Origin of the sequence: Thermus islandicus DSM 21543 (assembly GCF_000421625.1) — a bacterium.
Taxonomy (GTDB): Bacteria; Deinococcota; Deinococci; order Deinococcales; family Thermaceae; genus Thermus; species Thermus islandicus.
Window position 1 is genome coordinate 37,439 of the sequence record NZ_ATXJ01000005.1, and the last position, 13,112, is coordinate 50,550.

Genomic DNA, 13,112 nt, shown 5'->3' on the forward strand with positions numbered 1-13,112 from the left:
CCCCGAGGGGGCGGGTCTTAAAGGAGGTGCGCAAGTTGAGGCTGGTCACGTCTGAGTCGGTAACCGAGGGACACCCGGACAAGCTGGCGGACCGGATCTCCGACGCCATCCTGGACGCCCTCATCGCCCAGGACAAGAAGGCGCGGGTGGCGGCGGAGACCCTGGTGACCACCGGGCTCGTCTTCGTGGCGGGGGAGATCACCACCGAGGGGTACGTGGACATTCCCGGCCTGGTGCGCAAAACGGTGCGGGAGGTGGGCTACACCCGGGCCAAGTACGGCTTTGACGGGGACACCTGCGCCGTCCTCACCGCCATAGACGAGCAGTCCCCGGACATCGCGGGCGGGGTCAACCTCTCCTACGAGTGGCGGGTCCTGAAGTCCACCGACCCCCTGGACCGGGTGGGCGCCGGGGACCAGGGGCTCATGTTCGGCTACGCCACCGACGAGACCCCCGAGCTCATGCCCCTCCCCATCACCCTGGCCCACCGCCTCACCATGCGCCTCGCCGAGGTGCGCAAGACGGGCCTCCTCCCCTACCTGCGGCCCGACGGCAAGGCCCAGGTCACCGTGGTCTACGAGGGGGACAAGCCGCTTTACGTCAAGACCGTGGTGGTTTCGGCCCAGCACTCCCCCGAGGTGGAGCAGGAGCAGCTTCGGGAGGACCTGATCCGGGAGGTGGTGCGCCAGGCCATCCCGGGGGAGTACCTGAAGGAAGGAGAGACGGAGTACCTCATCAACCCCTCGGGCCGCTTCATCCTGGGTGGCCCCCACGCCGACACCGGGCTTACGGGCCGCAAGATCATCGTGGACACCTACGGGGGAGCGGTGCCCCACGGGGGCGGGGCCTTCAGCGGCAAGGACCCCACCAAGGTGGACCGCTCCGCCAGCTACTACGCCCGCTACATGGCCAAGAACCTGGTGGCGGCGGGGCTTGCCCGGAGGGCCCTGGTGGAGCTCGCCTACGCCATCGGCAAGGCGAGGCCCGTCTCCTTAAGGGTGGAGACCTTCGGCACCGGGGTCCTGCCCGATGAGAAGCTCACGGAGATCGCCGCCAGGGTCTTTGACCCGAGACCCCTCGCCATCATTGAGGAGCTGGACCTCCTTCGCCCCATCTACACCCCCACCTCGGCCTACGGCCACTTCGGCCGCCCAGGCTTCCCCTGGGAGGAGACGGACCGGGTGGAGGCTTTAAGGCGGGAGGCGGGGCTTTAAGCGCTCTCCACCCGGTTCTTGCCCAGGCGCTTGGCCTGGTACATGGCCTCGTCCGCCCGTTTGAGGAGGGAGAGGGGGGAGTCGGTGGGGCTTGCCTGGACCACACCGAAGCTGGCGGAAAGGCCTTCCACCGGGGGCACCTGGAGGGCTTCCACCGCCCGGCGCAGGCGTTCGGCGAGGCGCAGGGCTTGGGGTTGGGCGGTCTCCGGTAGGATCACGGCGAACTCCTCCCCGCCCAGGCGCACCGCCCGGTCGCTTTGGCGGAGGTGGCCCTCGAGGCACCGGGCGAGGGCCTGAAGGACCCGGTCCCCCACATCGTGGCCGTGGGCGTCGTTGATGGCCTTGAAGCCGTCCAGGTCTAGGACGATCAGGGAGAGGGGGCGGCCGTAGCGCCGGAGGCGGAAGAGCTCCCTCTCTAAGATTTGCTCCAGATAGCGCCGGTTTCTTAGGCCGGTGAGAAAGTCCGAGTGGGCGTCCAGGCGGGCCTCGAGGTAGCCTTCCTTGAGCCGCACCAGCAGGTACAAAAGCGCCACGTAGGCCAGGTTGGAGCCGAAGAACTGGGCTAGGGCGTTCAGGTGGACCGGCTGGAGGTGGCCGCGCAGGGAACCGGCCAGGGCCAAAAGGAGGAGGGTGAGGAGGTAGAGGAGGGCGAGGCGCACCGCCCTTTGCGCGGGGAAGAAGAGGTAGCCGGAGAAGTAGAAGAAGGGCACCCAGTAAGCGGCGGGGGAGAGGCCCAGGGGATTGGGCCTCAGGAGGAGCTGGTAGCCCAGGGTAAAGAGGAGGTAGAGGGCGATGAGGGCATGGGCGGTGGGTAGGACCCAGCGCGCCGAGCGAGGGGTCCGCCAAAGGAAGGCGGCCAGGACCATCAGGCCCAAGGCGAGGAGGGGAAGGAAGGTGCGGTCCACGGGGTCCAGGCCCGTCCGGTGGGAGGCCCAGAGGGCCACCAAGGCCAACAAGCTCCCCAGGGGCAGAAGCCAGAGGGCGATCCGCCGCCGCAGGGGGTTCAGGGGGTCCAGGAGCTCGAGGGTGGCCTGCAAGCCGCTCCCAGTATACGGGGTGTCCATACCTCCAGGTTGCCTCGAGGCCCCTGAACGGATCCTTAACGCCCTGCGGTTACGGGGGTAGCCTCAGTCCTCGAGGTAGGTGTAGCCCTGGAGCTCCCGGGCGTAGCGCTCCAGGAAGGCCCCCTTTTCCGCCGGGGAGAGGCGGCTTTGCCGCACCAGGCGCTCCACCCCGAGCATCAGCTCCCGGGCGGTGAAGCCCATCTTCTCTATCACCTTTTCCGCCGTCTCGCCGGCCACAAAGCGCTCAATGGCGAAGCCCTCCTCGTCTACCGCCACGTGGGCTTCCCCCACCTGGCCGAAGAGGTTGTGGTTGCTGCCCAGCACGTCTTGGTACGCCCCCACCAGGAAGACCCCCAGGTAGTAGGGCTCCCCTGGCCGCACGGGGTGGACGGGCAGGGTGGGGCGGACGTCGTGCAGGTCTATGAAGCGGTCTATCTTGCCGTCGGAGTCGCAGGAGATGTCCACCAAGGTGGCCTGGCGGGTGGGGGGTTCCCGCAAGCGGCTTAGGGGCACGATGGGGAAGAGCTGGTGGATGGCCCAGGTGTCGGGAAGGCTCTGGAAGATGGAGAAGTTGCACACCAGTTTGTCAGCGAGGAGCTTCTCCAGGTCCTCCAACTCGTCCGGGGCGTAGGGGAGTTGCTGCACGAGGGCGTAGACCTTGCGGGCGATGTGGTAGAAGATCTCCTCCGCCAGGGCCCGGTCCTTCAGGGAGACGAGGCCCAGGTCGTAGAGGGTCTGGAGGGTCTCCTTGTCGGCGAAGGCGTCGTGGTAGACCTCGCGGAAGTTCTTGGGGGTGAGGTTTTCCAGCCCCTCCCAGAGCTCCCGCACCAGGGGGTGGGCCTCCGGCCCCGGGGCCCCGGGCCTCCCCTCCCCGGGAGGGGTGATGACGTCAATGACCTCTAGCACCAGCACCTCGTGGTAGGCGGTGACCGCCCGCCCCGACTCCGTGACCAGGATGGGGTGGGGCTCCCTCTGCGCCTCCACCACCTCCTTGGTCACGTAGACCAGGTCCTCGGCGTACTCGGAGAGGGTGTAGTTGGCCGAGGCGTAGAAGTTCGTCTTGGAGCCGTCGTAGTCCACGGCCAGGCCCCCGCCCAGGTTGAGGTAGGTGAGGGGCGCCCCGAGCTTCCGGAGCTGGACGTAGGTCTGGGCCGCCTCCCGCACCGCGGCCTTGATCCTGCGGATGTCCGTCACCTGGCTGCCGATGTGGGCGTGGACCATGACCAGGGTGTCCAAAAGCCCCTCCGCTTTCAGGATCTCCACCGCCTGCACGATCTCCGGGGTGGTGAGGCCGAACTTGGCGTTCTCCCCTCCCGAGGCCTCCCACTGCCCCGCCCCCTTGGCCTTGAGCTTGTAGCGGATGCCCAGCTTCGGCCGCACCCCGAGCTCCTTGGAGAGGCGGATCACCCGGGGCAGCTCGGCGAACTTCTCCAGGGTGATGACCACGTTGCGGCCAAGCTTCCGCCCCATGAGGGCGAGGCGCACGAAATCGTCGTCCTTGAAGCCGTTGGTGGTGATCAGGGCCTCCTCGGAGAGGTCCTGGGCCAGGATCAGGGCTAGCTCCGCCTTGCTCCCCGCCTCGAGCCCGTAGTGGTAAGGCCTTCCCGCCCGGGCCACGGTCTCCAGGACCAGGCGGCGCTGGTTCACCTTTACCGGGTAGACCCCCCGGTACCCCCCTTGGTACCCGTACTTCTCCATGGCGCGGAGGAAGGCCTCGTTGAGCTCCCGCACCCGGGCCTCGAGGATCTGGGGGAAGCGGAGGACGAGGGGCAGGGGCCGCCCCTCGTCCCGCAGGGCCTCCACGATCTCCAGGAGGGAGGCGGAGGGCCCCTTGGGCCCCGAGGGGGTCACCTCCAGCTCCCCCCTTTCGCCCACCCGGAAGAACCCCGCGCTCCAGTAGGGCACCAGGTAGATCTCCTCGGCTTCCTTGGGGGAAAAGCGCTTGGCCGTTTTCAATCCGGGTCAACCTCCGCTATGAGTGTAGGGCGGAAGCCAGGGCTTGGGAAGAGGAGAAGTAGGCAAACCCTTCCCCTTCGGGAAGCCTCGGGGGGTCCAGGAGGTAGAGCAAAGGCCCACCCTCCTCGTTCACCAGGGCAAGCCCCCGCTCCCGGAGGAGGGGCCAGAGGGCGGGGGGAGCCTGGAAGAAGAGGGGAACCGGGCCCACCTCCTCCTGCACCGCCTCGAGGAGGGAAAGCCAGGGGGCGAAGGCCTCCCGCTCCACTCCTTCCGGCACCCAGAGCCGCACGACCCCTCCCCTGTCCCCTAGGAGCCGGAAGCGCCGGAGGAAGCGCCTCAGGACGCGTCTTTCCTCCCCCGTGGGCCGGAAGGTGAGGTGCTTGTGGCCCATGGCGCTAAACAGGAACCCCTCCGGCGCCAGGGCCCGGAGGCGGCTTAGGGTCCTGGGGTCGGGCAGGCGGTGCCACCAGGAGAGCTCCACCGTGGGGAAGGCATGGCGGTAGGCCTTGAACCCCCCGGGGAAGCCCCGGTAGCCCTGGAGCCCCACCCTCAGAGCCATGCCTCGAGGAAGGCCAGGCCTACCCGGGCCATGAGGGGGGTCAGGGTGTGCCCCGTCCCCTCCTCCACATACCGGGCCAGCCGGCCTTCGGGGTAGTGGGGCCTTAGGGCTTCCACCGTCTTTTCCATCCGCTCCAGGGGCACGATGAGGTCCTTTGTGCCGTGGAGGTGGAGGAGGGGCACGCCCCCGTAGGCCCCTCCCTTCGTGGCAGGCGGAGCCTCGTAGAGGGCCTGGACCCGGGGGTCCTCCACCCTCTGCCCCACGGGGGGCTTCATGGGGAAGCCCGAGCCGAGGAAGGCCAAGGCCGCCTGGGCCCGGAAACCCCGGGAGAGGAGGAGGTGGAGGACAAAGGCCCCCATGCTCCCCCCGGCGAGGCCGAGGGGCAGGGGACCGTACCGCTTCGCCGCCGCCTCCGCCACCTGGACGGCCTCCTCGGCGTAGGCCAGGGCCACGCGGTAGAAGGCCTCCACGTAGTCCGGGTCCTTGCCCGAAGGGGGCGGGCCGCCCCTTTCCCCGTGCCTGGGGGCGTCAAAGGCCAGGAGGAGGAATCCCCTTTCGGCGTAGCCCGGGAGGAGGGCGAGGATCCCCTCCTTGGATCCCTGAAGGCCGTGGAGGGCAAGGAGGAGGGCCCTGGGGTTTTGGGGGATCCGGGCCAGGGCGGGGAGGCCTGCGAGGAGGAGCCGCTCTTCCCTCATGTGAAGAGGCTGGAAACGGACTCCCCCCGGTGGATCCGCCAAATGGCCTCGGCGAAGAGGGGGGCCACGGTAAGGGTCTTGAGCTTGGGGCCTTCCTTGGGGGGGCAGGTGTCGGTGGCGGCCACCTCCTTCACGGGGCTTTGGGCGATGCGCTCCAGGGCCGGGCCCACGTAGACCCCGTGGGTGGCGGCGGCGTAGACCTCTTTGGCCCCGGCCTGCATGAGGGCCTCCACCGCCTCCACCAGGCTTCCTGCGGTGGAGATCTCGTCGTCCACGATGAGGGCGGTCTTTCCCCTCACCTCCCCCACCAGCATCCGCACCCGCACCTCCGTGTCCGAGACCCGCTCCTTGTCAATGAAGGCCAGGGGGAGGCGGAGCCTTCTCGCCAGGGAGCTTGCCCTCTTTAGGTCTCCCGCGTCCGGGGCCACCACCACGGCGTTTTCCAGGTCCACCCGGGTGGCGAAGTAGTTGGCGAGGACGGGCTCGGCGGAGAGGTGGTCCACCGGCACCTTGAAGAAGCCATGGACCTGGGGGGAGTGGAGGGTCATGGTGAGCACCCGGTCGGCCCCTGCCGTCTGGAGGAGGTCGGCGATGAGCCTGGCGGCGATGGAGATGCGGGGGGCGTCCTTCTTGTCGCTCCGGGCGTAGGAGAAGTAAGGGATGACCGCGGTGACCCGGGCGGCGCTCGCCCCCTTGGCCGCGTCCACCATCATGAGGAGCTCCATGAGGTGGTCCTGCACCGGGGGGGTGAGGGACTGGACGAGGAAGACGTCCCCTTCCCTCAGGCTTTCCTCAAACCGCACGAAAAGGTTGTCGTTGGCGAAGCGCAAGGTGGTGCTTTTCCCCAGGGGGAGGCCTAAGGCGCCGGCGATGGCCTGGGCCAGGGGCCGGTTGGACTGGCCGGAGAAGATCAGGAGGGGGCGGTCCATGCCGTTCCCCAAAATACCATGGCCCCCTAGAGGGGGGTGATGGCCTCCTGCAACGGGGTGGTGACCTCGGGGCCTGCGGGGTGGAGGTAGAGGTCCACCTCGGTCCGCACCCCGAAGGCCTCGAGGTAGACCCCTGGCTCCACGGTGAAGGCGAGGCCCGGAACCAGGGGCCGCAGGTCGTGGGTCTCCAGGTCGTCCAGGTGGGGGCCTGTTCCGTGGACCTCCTCCCCCAGGTTGTGCCCGGTGCGGTGGCGGACATAGGCCCCATACCCTTCCTCCTCCAGGACCCTTCGGGCCAAGCGGTCCACCTCAAAGCCCTTGGGGCGGCGCCCTTCTCGGTAGGCCCTCGCCACGAAGGCGATGGCCCCATCCCGGGCCCGAGCCACCGCCTGGAAGGCCCGGTGGGCGGCCTCCGGGACGGCGCGCCCTGCCATCCAGGTGAGGTCGGCGTAGACGCCGCCCGGCTCCTTGGCCCAGAGGTCCAGAAGGACCACCTCCCCCTCCTCCAGGGGCTTCTCCGTGGGCTCGTGGTGGGGGTTGGCGCTGTGTCGCCCGAAGGCCACCATGGGAGGGTGGTCAAAGACGAGGCCTTGCCCCGCGAGGACCTCCGCCATGCGTCTCTGGACCTCCCGCTCCGTGGCCCGGGGGTTTTCCTGGAGGAAGGCGAGGGCGGCGTCCCGCGCCCGGACGAGGCCCTGGGCAGCCCGCCGGTGGCTTTCCAGCCTCTTCTCGTCCCAGGTCTGAAAGGGGAGGAGGAGGGGCCAGGAGGAGAGGAGCTCCAGGCCCATTCCCCGGAGGAGGTCCACCGTGCCCCCGTCCACCCGGGAGAGGTAGGGGATGGCCCCCCCGGGGACGTACTCCAGGGCGAGGCGCCTGATCCCCGAAAGGGCCTCCTCCAGCCCTTCCACGAAGCCCCGCCAGGTGTGGTAGGTCCGCCGCTTTCCCCAAAGGGGAGGGAAGAGGCTCGCCTCTATGGCGTGGCAGAGGAGGGTGGGCTCTCCCTCCTGGGGGATCACGTAGGCGAAGCGGCGGGTGAGGTGGAGGGAGGCGAGGCCCAGGACCTCGAGGGCCACGGGGTTGCTCCGCCCGAAGGAGAAGAGAAGCCATCCGTCTAGCCTTTCCTCCCGCAGGGTCTCCTGGGTGCGCCGGAGGTCCATAGCCCCATGCTAAATCGCCGTGGAACCTGACCTGGTATACCTTCTCCTGGGCTGCCCATGCTAGGGTAGAGGGTAGGGAGGTTAGGGGATGGTAGAGGCGCAGGAAGCGGTCATCCGCATCACCCCCTTGGCGGCGGAAAAAGCCAAGGAGATCCTGGTCCGCTACGGCAAGGAGCACGCCGCTATCCGGGTCTACGTCAAGTCGGGGGGGTGCTCCGGCTTCCAGTACGGCATGGCCGTGGACGAAAGGGAGCTTCCGGGGGACACCTTCGTGGAGATGCACGGGGTGCGCCTGGTGGTGGACCCCATGTCCCTGCCCTACCTGGTGGGCTCGGAGATCCACTGGGTGGAGAGCCTCATGGGGGGCGGCTTCACCGTGAATAACCCCAACGCCGCCAGCACCTGCGGCTGCGGCCACTCCTTCCGCACCAAGGACCAGGAGGGGGAGGCCCGCACCTGCGGTGGCTGAAGGGTCCGCGGAGGGCACCGGGGCCTGGCTTCAGGCCCCTTTAGCTTTCTCCCTGTTGACCTTAGAAAAGGGGACCGTATAATAACCTCGGTTACTTAGGGGAGTGCCATAGGCAAGAAAGGAGGCCATATGAGGAAAGCAGGCAAGCTGGCTGTACTCGGTTTAACCGCCTTGGGGCTGGCCCTGGCGGGACCCCAGGACAACAGCCTCGTCATCGGGGCGTCCCAGGAGCCTAGGGTCTTGGCAGGGGACTTCCTAAGCGTCATCTCCAACCAGGCCATCAAGACGGAGATAGAGCAGTACCTCTTCGCGCCCCTCATCGGCTTCAACGCCAACAGCGAGAACTTCCCCGTGCTGGTCACCGAGGTGCCCACCGTGCAGAACGGCAGGCTCCGGGTGGCCGACATCGGCGGGGGCAAGAAGCGGCTGGAGATGGACCTCACCCTCCGCTCCGACGCCAAGTGGTCCGACGGCAGGCCCATCACCACCGAGGACGTGCAGTTCTACTTTGAGGTGGGGAAGGCCAAGGGGATGCCGGTGCTCAACCCGGACTACTGGGAGCGGGTGAACCTTAAGGTTAAGGACGCCCGCAACTTCACCGTGATCTTTGAGCCCGCCTACTACTACGACACCTACGGTTCCCCCATCGGCTACGCCCCCAAGCACATCATGGGCGCTGAGTGGGAGAAGGTGAAGGCGGCGGCCCGGGGCCTGGACCCCGACAAGGACGCGGAGAAGCTTAATGAGCTCTACCGCAACTTCTTCCTCAAGTTTGCCACCCCCCAGGCGCTGAACCGCGGGGCCATGGTCTACTCCGGGCCCTTCAAGCTCAAGCGCTGGGTGCCGGGGAACTCCATTGAGATGGAGCGGAACCCCAACTTCCCCATCAAGCCCGAGGGCGGGGAGAGCAAGTACGTGCAGAAGGTGGTCTACCGCTTCATCCAGAACACCAACTCCCTCCTGGTGGCGGTGATCGGCGGGGGGATTGACGCCACCTCCAGCGTTTCCCTCACCTTTGACCAGGCCCGCTCCAGGCAGCTCACTTCCCGCGCCCCCGGCCGCTTTGACATCTGGTTCGTGCCCGGGGCTATCTGGGAGCACATTGACATCAACAAGTTTGAGAACTGCCAGGCGGTCCGCGATCTGGGCCTGAACGACGTCCGCACCCGCCGGGCCCTCCTTTATGCCCTGAACCGCGAGGGGTTGGTCAAGGCCTTCTTTGACGGCCTCCAGCCCGTGGCCCACACCTGGATCGCCCCCGTCAACCCCCTCTTCAACCCCAACGTGCGGAAGTACGAGTTTGACCTGAAGAAGGCGGAGGCGCTCCTGGCGGAGATGGGCTGGAGGAAGGGTCCAGACGGCATCCTCCAGCGCACCGTGGGCGGCCGTACCGTGCGCTTTGAGATTGAGTACGTCACCACCGCGGGCAACGCCATCCGGGAGCGCACGCAGCAGTTCTTCGCCGAGGACCTGAAGAAGATCGGCATCGCGGTGAAGATCAACAACGCCCCCTCCGCCGTGGTCTCCGCCGACGACTTCATCCAGAGGGCGAGCGAGTGCAAGTGGACGGGGCTGTTTGAGTTCGCCTGGGTGTCCAGCCTGGCCGAGGACGGCTCCCTCTTCCAGTACAAGAACCTGAACACCGGCACCATCCAGGTCCCCACCAAGGAGAACAACTACCAGGGCCGGAACATCGGCGGTTGGCGCAACGACGAGTTTGACCGCCTGACGAGCCAGGCCGTCCTGGAGTTTGACGAGGCCAAGCGGAAGCAGCTCTTCGCCCGTGCCCAGGAGATCTGGGCGGAGGAGCTCCCTGCGCTTCCCCTCTACTTCCGCGCCAACCCTTACGTGGTGCGGAAGGGCCTGGTGAACTACGTGGCCAGCGCTTACTCCGGCAGCTTCGGCTACCCCGGCTGGAACGCTTGGGAGATCGGCTGGGAGAGCCGGGGCGCCGTGAAGAAGTGGGACCAGGCGAAGTACGCCCTTTCCATCAAGTAGCCTGGGTGGTATAGTGGGGCCCGCTGGGCAAAGCCCAGCGGGCCTTTTTAGTGCCAAAAACAGGAGGTACAAGAGTGTTCGCCTACACGGTGCGCCGGCTTTTGCAGATGGTTCCCCTTCTCCTTGCGGCCAGCGTGGTCATCTACGCCCTTCTGGCCCTGCAACCGGGGGACCCTTTGGAAGAACTGCGGAGGCAGAACCCTAGGATCACCGCCGAGCAGTTTGAGGCCCTGAAGCGGGCCTACGGCCTGGACCAGCCCCTCCACATCCGCTACTTCAAGTGGCTTTCCCGGGCCCTCCAGGGAGACCTGGGCTACAGCCGCACCTACGGCATCCCCGCGGCGGAGTACATCTTCGTCCAGCGCCTGCCCAAGACCCTCCTCCTCTCAGGGCTCGCCCTCACCCTGGCCCTCCTGGTGGCCATCCCTGTGGGCGTCTTCTCGGCGGTGCGCCAGTACTCCCTGGCGGACTACGCCATCACCTTCCTCTCCTTCGTGGGCTTCTCCATGCCCGTCTTCTTCCTGGGGATCCTTCTCCTCTACCTCTTCGCCATCTGGTTTCCTGACCATATCCCCGGCTTTCCCCGTTTTCCTACCGGAGGGGTGCCGGGCCTTCTTTGGGAGGATGTGCGCTCAGGGGCGGTGAGCCTTGGGGAGTTCCTGGGGCAGTGGGCCTGGCACCTGGTCCTTCCCGTGCTCACCCTATCCTCTTTGCAGATCGCCGAGTGGACCCGGTTCATGCGGGCCTCCCTCCTCGAGGTGCTTTCCCAGGACTACATCCGCACCGCCCGGGCCAAAGGGCTTTCGGAGCGGGTGGTCCTTTACAAGCACGCGCTGAGAAACGCCCTTATCCCCATCGTGACCCTGGTGGGCCTGGCCATCCCGGGGGTGCTGGGTGGGGCCACCATCACCGAGACCATCTTCAGCTATCCGGGCATGGGCCGGGCCATCTTTGATGCCCTGGTGGAAAAGGACTACAACGTGGCCATGGCGGCTTTGGCCTTTTTGGCCTTGATGACGGCTCTCTTCAACCTTCTCGCTGACCTGGCCTATGCGGTGGTGGACCCTCGGATCCGCTACAGCTAGAGGTGGGGCATGGCGACGGTAACTGCAAAACCTCAGTCTAGAACCTTCTTTGGCCTCTTTTGGCGCCGCTTCCGCCGCCACCGGATGGCCATGGCCAGCCTGGTGGTGATCCTCCTGCTGATCCTCATGGCGATCTTCGCCCCCTGGCTTGCGCCCTACGACCCTACGGCCCAGCCCACGGGGGCGGACGTGGGCCAGTATTACTTCAACCCCCCTTCCCGGGAACACCTCCTGGGTACGGACGACCTGGGCCGGGATGTGCTTTCCCGCATCATCTATGGGTCCAGGATCTCCCTTCTTGTGGGCTTTGCCGTGGCCTTCTCCAGCGTGGTCCTGGGGACGGTCATGGGCACCCTAGCGGGGTACTTTTCCGGGCGGCCCCTGCGCTTTTACCTAGGTCCTTTGCGCCGGGAAAAGGAGGGGTTTTACCCTTGGACCTTCGCGGTGTGGCGGATCCTCTCCTGGTTCCTTTACTACGGGGCGATCTACCTGGCCCTTTCCATCGCCTGGGCCCTGGCGGAAGACGGGATGAGGGCAGGGCGCCTGGGGAGCTACCTGGGCTTTGGCCTGGCCCTGGCCTTGGGGCTCTACGCCGCCTGGTACGGCCTCAAGGGGCAGATCCGCCTGGACCTGGACGTGGCCATTAGCCGCCTCATTGACTTCATGCTCACCATTCCTACCCTGCCCCTGCTCCTTGTCCTCTCGGCCCTCCTCCGCGACCCCGGGGTCAAGGTGGGCCAGTGGGCCCAGGGGGTGTTTGGGGATGCCGCCAGCGTCTTCGTCATCATCGCCATTCTGGTCCTCTTCGGCTGGCTGGGAACGGCGCGGCTGGTGCGGGGGAACATCCTCTCCCTCAGGGAGCAGGACTACGCCACCGCGGCCCAGGCCTTGGGGGCCACGGACCTCCGCATCATGTTCCGCCACCTGGTGCCCAACACCCTGGCCCCCCTGATCGTCCAGGCCACCCTGCAGGTCGGCGGGGCCATCCTCACCGAGGCGGCGCTTTCCTTCCTGGGCTTCGGCATCCAGCCCCCTGTGGCCACCTGGGGCAACATGCTGACGAACGCCCAGGAGTACATCTTCACCGCACCCTGGCTGGCCCTGCCCCCTGGGTTCATGATCTTCGTCACGGTGCTGGCCTTCAACTACCTAGGGGACGGCCTCCGGGATGCCCTTGACCCGCGAAGCCGGCTCTAATAGCACCCCATTTTCAGGGGGTTTAGGGCCTGAGCTTGGCCTCGGGGTAAGCAGCTTCCACAAAGTAGAGGCCGTGGGCCGGGGCGCTGGGGCCGGCCAGGCGGCGGTCCCCGCTCTCCAAGACGGCCCTTAGGCTTTCCGGGGGCCGCTTTCCCAGCCCCACCTCCAGCAGCGTGCCCACCATGCCCCTCACCTGGCCCCGGAGAAAGCTCGTGCCCTTGAAGTAGAACCGCACCTCGAGCCCAGCCTCCCCCTCGGCCTCCTCGAGGCGGGCCTCCAGAAGCTCCCGCACTCCCTGGCGCCCCTCTTCCTTGGCGAAGCCCAGGAAGTTGTGCCGCCCGAGGAGGAGGGGGAGGGCCTCCCGGATGGCGGCGAGGTCTAGGGGCCGCCTTACCCAGAGGGCCCGGTGGCGGAGGAGGGGGGAAGGGTGGGGCCTCACGAGGACTCGGTAGAGGTAGGCCCGCCAGAGGGCGTCCTTACGGGCGTGGAAATCGGGGGCCACCTCCCTTGCGCCCACCACCTTCAGGTCCTCGGGGAGGAGGCGGTTCAGGGCCTCGGGCACCTTCTCCACCGGGATTTTGCCCTCCACGTCCACGTGAAAGGGCATGGCCAGGGCGTGCACCCCGGCGTCGGTGCGCCCCGCAGCCACGGCCTTGGCCAAGGCCCCGATGCCGGGAAGGGCTCCTTCCAGCTCCCCCTGCACGGTGCGCAGGCCTGGTCCCTGCCGCTGGAGCCCGGCGAAGTGGGTGCCGTCGTACTCGGTAAGGAGGAGGAGGCGGCGCACGGGCG

12 protein-coding genes are annotated in these 13,112 nt (G+C 67.4%); 5 read left to right on the forward strand and 7 right to left on the reverse strand.

Annotated elements, in window-relative coordinates; all coding sequences use genetic code 11:
- The first annotated feature begins 35 nt into the window (after positions 1 to 35).
- Positions 36 to 1,214, forward strand: coding sequence for a methionine adenosyltransferase (metK, locus tag H531_RS0106725; protein ID WP_033399292.1), 1,179 nt, complete (start codon positions 36 to 38; stop codon positions 1,212 to 1,214).
- Here the strand turns inward: metK and H531_RS0106730 are convergent.
- The 6 genes from H531_RS0106730 to H531_RS0106755 form a co-directional block, all read right to left on the reverse strand.
- Positions 1,211 to 2,251, reverse strand: a complete 1,041-nt coding sequence (locus H531_RS0106730) for a GGDEF domain-containing protein (RefSeq protein ID WP_033399289.1) — start codon at positions 2,249 to 2,251, stop codon at positions 1,211 to 1,213. The two genes, metK and H531_RS0106730, sit on opposite strands and share 4 nt — an antisense overlap.
- Positions 2,252 to 2,341: 90 nt before the next feature.
- Entirely contained in the window at positions 2,342 to 4,234 is a 1,893-nt protein-coding gene (speA, locus tag H531_RS0106735) for a biosynthetic arginine decarboxylase (RefSeq protein WP_022798595.1), read from the reverse strand.
- A 16-nt stretch (positions 4,235 to 4,250) separates the two neighbouring features.
- Positions 4,251 to 4,793, reverse strand: coding sequence for a DUF72 domain-containing protein (locus H531_RS13455; RefSeq protein ID WP_022798596.1), 543 nt, complete (start codon positions 4,791 to 4,793; stop codon positions 4,251 to 4,253).
- Positions 4,784 to 5,488: an alpha/beta hydrolase gene (locus H531_RS0106745; RefSeq protein WP_022798597.1), complete on the reverse strand. Its 705-nt coding sequence runs from the start codon at positions 5,486 to 5,488 to the stop codon at positions 4,784 to 4,786. Before H531_RS0106745 ends, H531_RS13455 begins: the two co-directional genes overlap by 10 nt.
- Entirely contained in the window at positions 5,485 to 6,417 is a 933-nt protein-coding gene (locus tag H531_RS0106750) for a ribose-phosphate diphosphokinase (RefSeq protein WP_022798598.1), read from the reverse strand. Before H531_RS0106750 ends, H531_RS0106745 begins: the two co-directional genes overlap by 4 nt.
- Positions 6,418 to 6,443: 26 nt before the next feature.
- Positions 6,444 to 7,574, reverse strand: coding sequence for a M24 family metallopeptidase (locus tag H531_RS0106755; RefSeq protein WP_022798599.1), 1,131 nt, complete (start codon positions 7,572 to 7,574; stop codon positions 6,444 to 6,446).
- Positions 7,575 to 7,662: 88 nt separating this feature from the next.
- Here H531_RS0106755 and erpA point away from each other — a divergent pair, with 88 nt between their 5' ends.
- The 4 genes from erpA to H531_RS0106775 all read left to right on the forward strand — a co-directional run bounded on the left by erpA (position 7,663) and on the right by H531_RS0106775 (position 12,323).
- The gene (gene erpA / locus H531_RS0106760) at positions 7,663 to 8,043 is read left to right on the forward strand and encodes an iron-sulfur cluster insertion protein ErpA (protein ID WP_022798600.1); all 381 of its coding nucleotides are present in this window, start codon (positions 7,663 to 7,665) and stop codon (positions 8,041 to 8,043) included.
- A 129-nt stretch (positions 8,044 to 8,172) separates the two neighbouring features.
- Entirely contained in the window at positions 8,173 to 10,041 is a 1,869-nt protein-coding gene (locus tag H531_RS0106765) for a peptide ABC transporter substrate-binding protein (RefSeq protein ID WP_022798601.1), read from the forward strand.
- A gap of 74 nt (positions 10,042 to 10,115) precedes the next feature.
- Positions 10,116 to 11,126, forward strand: a complete 1,011-nt coding sequence (locus H531_RS0106770) for an ABC transporter permease (protein ID WP_022798602.1) — start codon at positions 10,116 to 10,118, stop codon at positions 11,124 to 11,126.
- A 9-nt stretch (positions 11,127 to 11,135) separates the two neighbouring features.
- Complete coding sequence (locus tag H531_RS0106775; protein ID WP_022798603.1) at positions 11,136 to 12,323, forward strand: ABC transporter permease; 1,188 nt, start codon at positions 11,136 to 11,138, stop codon at positions 12,321 to 12,323.
- Positions 12,324 to 12,345: 22 nt separating this feature from the next.
- Here the strand turns inward: H531_RS0106775 and truA are convergent, their stop codons facing one another.
- Positions 12,346 to 13,107, reverse strand: a complete 762-nt coding sequence (truA, locus tag H531_RS0106780) for a tRNA pseudouridine(38-40) synthase TruA (RefSeq protein ID WP_022798604.1) — start codon at positions 13,105 to 13,107, stop codon at positions 12,346 to 12,348.
- Positions 13,108 to 13,112: the final 5 nt, after the last annotated feature.

Coding starts and splice junctions, on each gene's coding strand:
- H531_RS13455 (WP_022798596.1), bottom strand. CDS start 4,793: ATGGCTCTGAGGGTGGGGCTCCAGGGCTACCGGGGCTTCCCCGGGGGG.
- H531_RS0106745 (WP_022798597.1), bottom strand. CDS start 5,488: ATGAGGGAAGAGCGGCTCCTCCTCGCAGGCCTCCCCGCCCTGGCCCGG.
- H531_RS0106750 (WP_022798598.1), bottom strand. CDS start 6,417: ATGGACCGCCCCCTCCTGATCTTCTCCGGCCAGTCCAACCGGCCCCTG.
- H531_RS0106755 (WP_022798599.1), bottom strand. CDS start 7,574: ATGGACCTCCGGCGCACCCAGGAGACCCTGCGGGAGGAAAGGCTAGAC.
- erpA (WP_022798600.1), top strand. CDS start 7,663: ATGGTAGAGGCGCAGGAAGCGGTCATCCGCATCACCCCCTTGGCGGCG.
- H531_RS0106765 (WP_022798601.1), top strand. CDS start 8,173: ATGAGGAAAGCAGGCAAGCTGGCTGTACTCGGTTTAACCGCCTTGGGG.
- H531_RS0106775 (WP_022798603.1), top strand. CDS start 11,136: ATGGCGACGGTAACTGCAAAACCTCAGTCTAGAACCTTCTTTGGCCTC.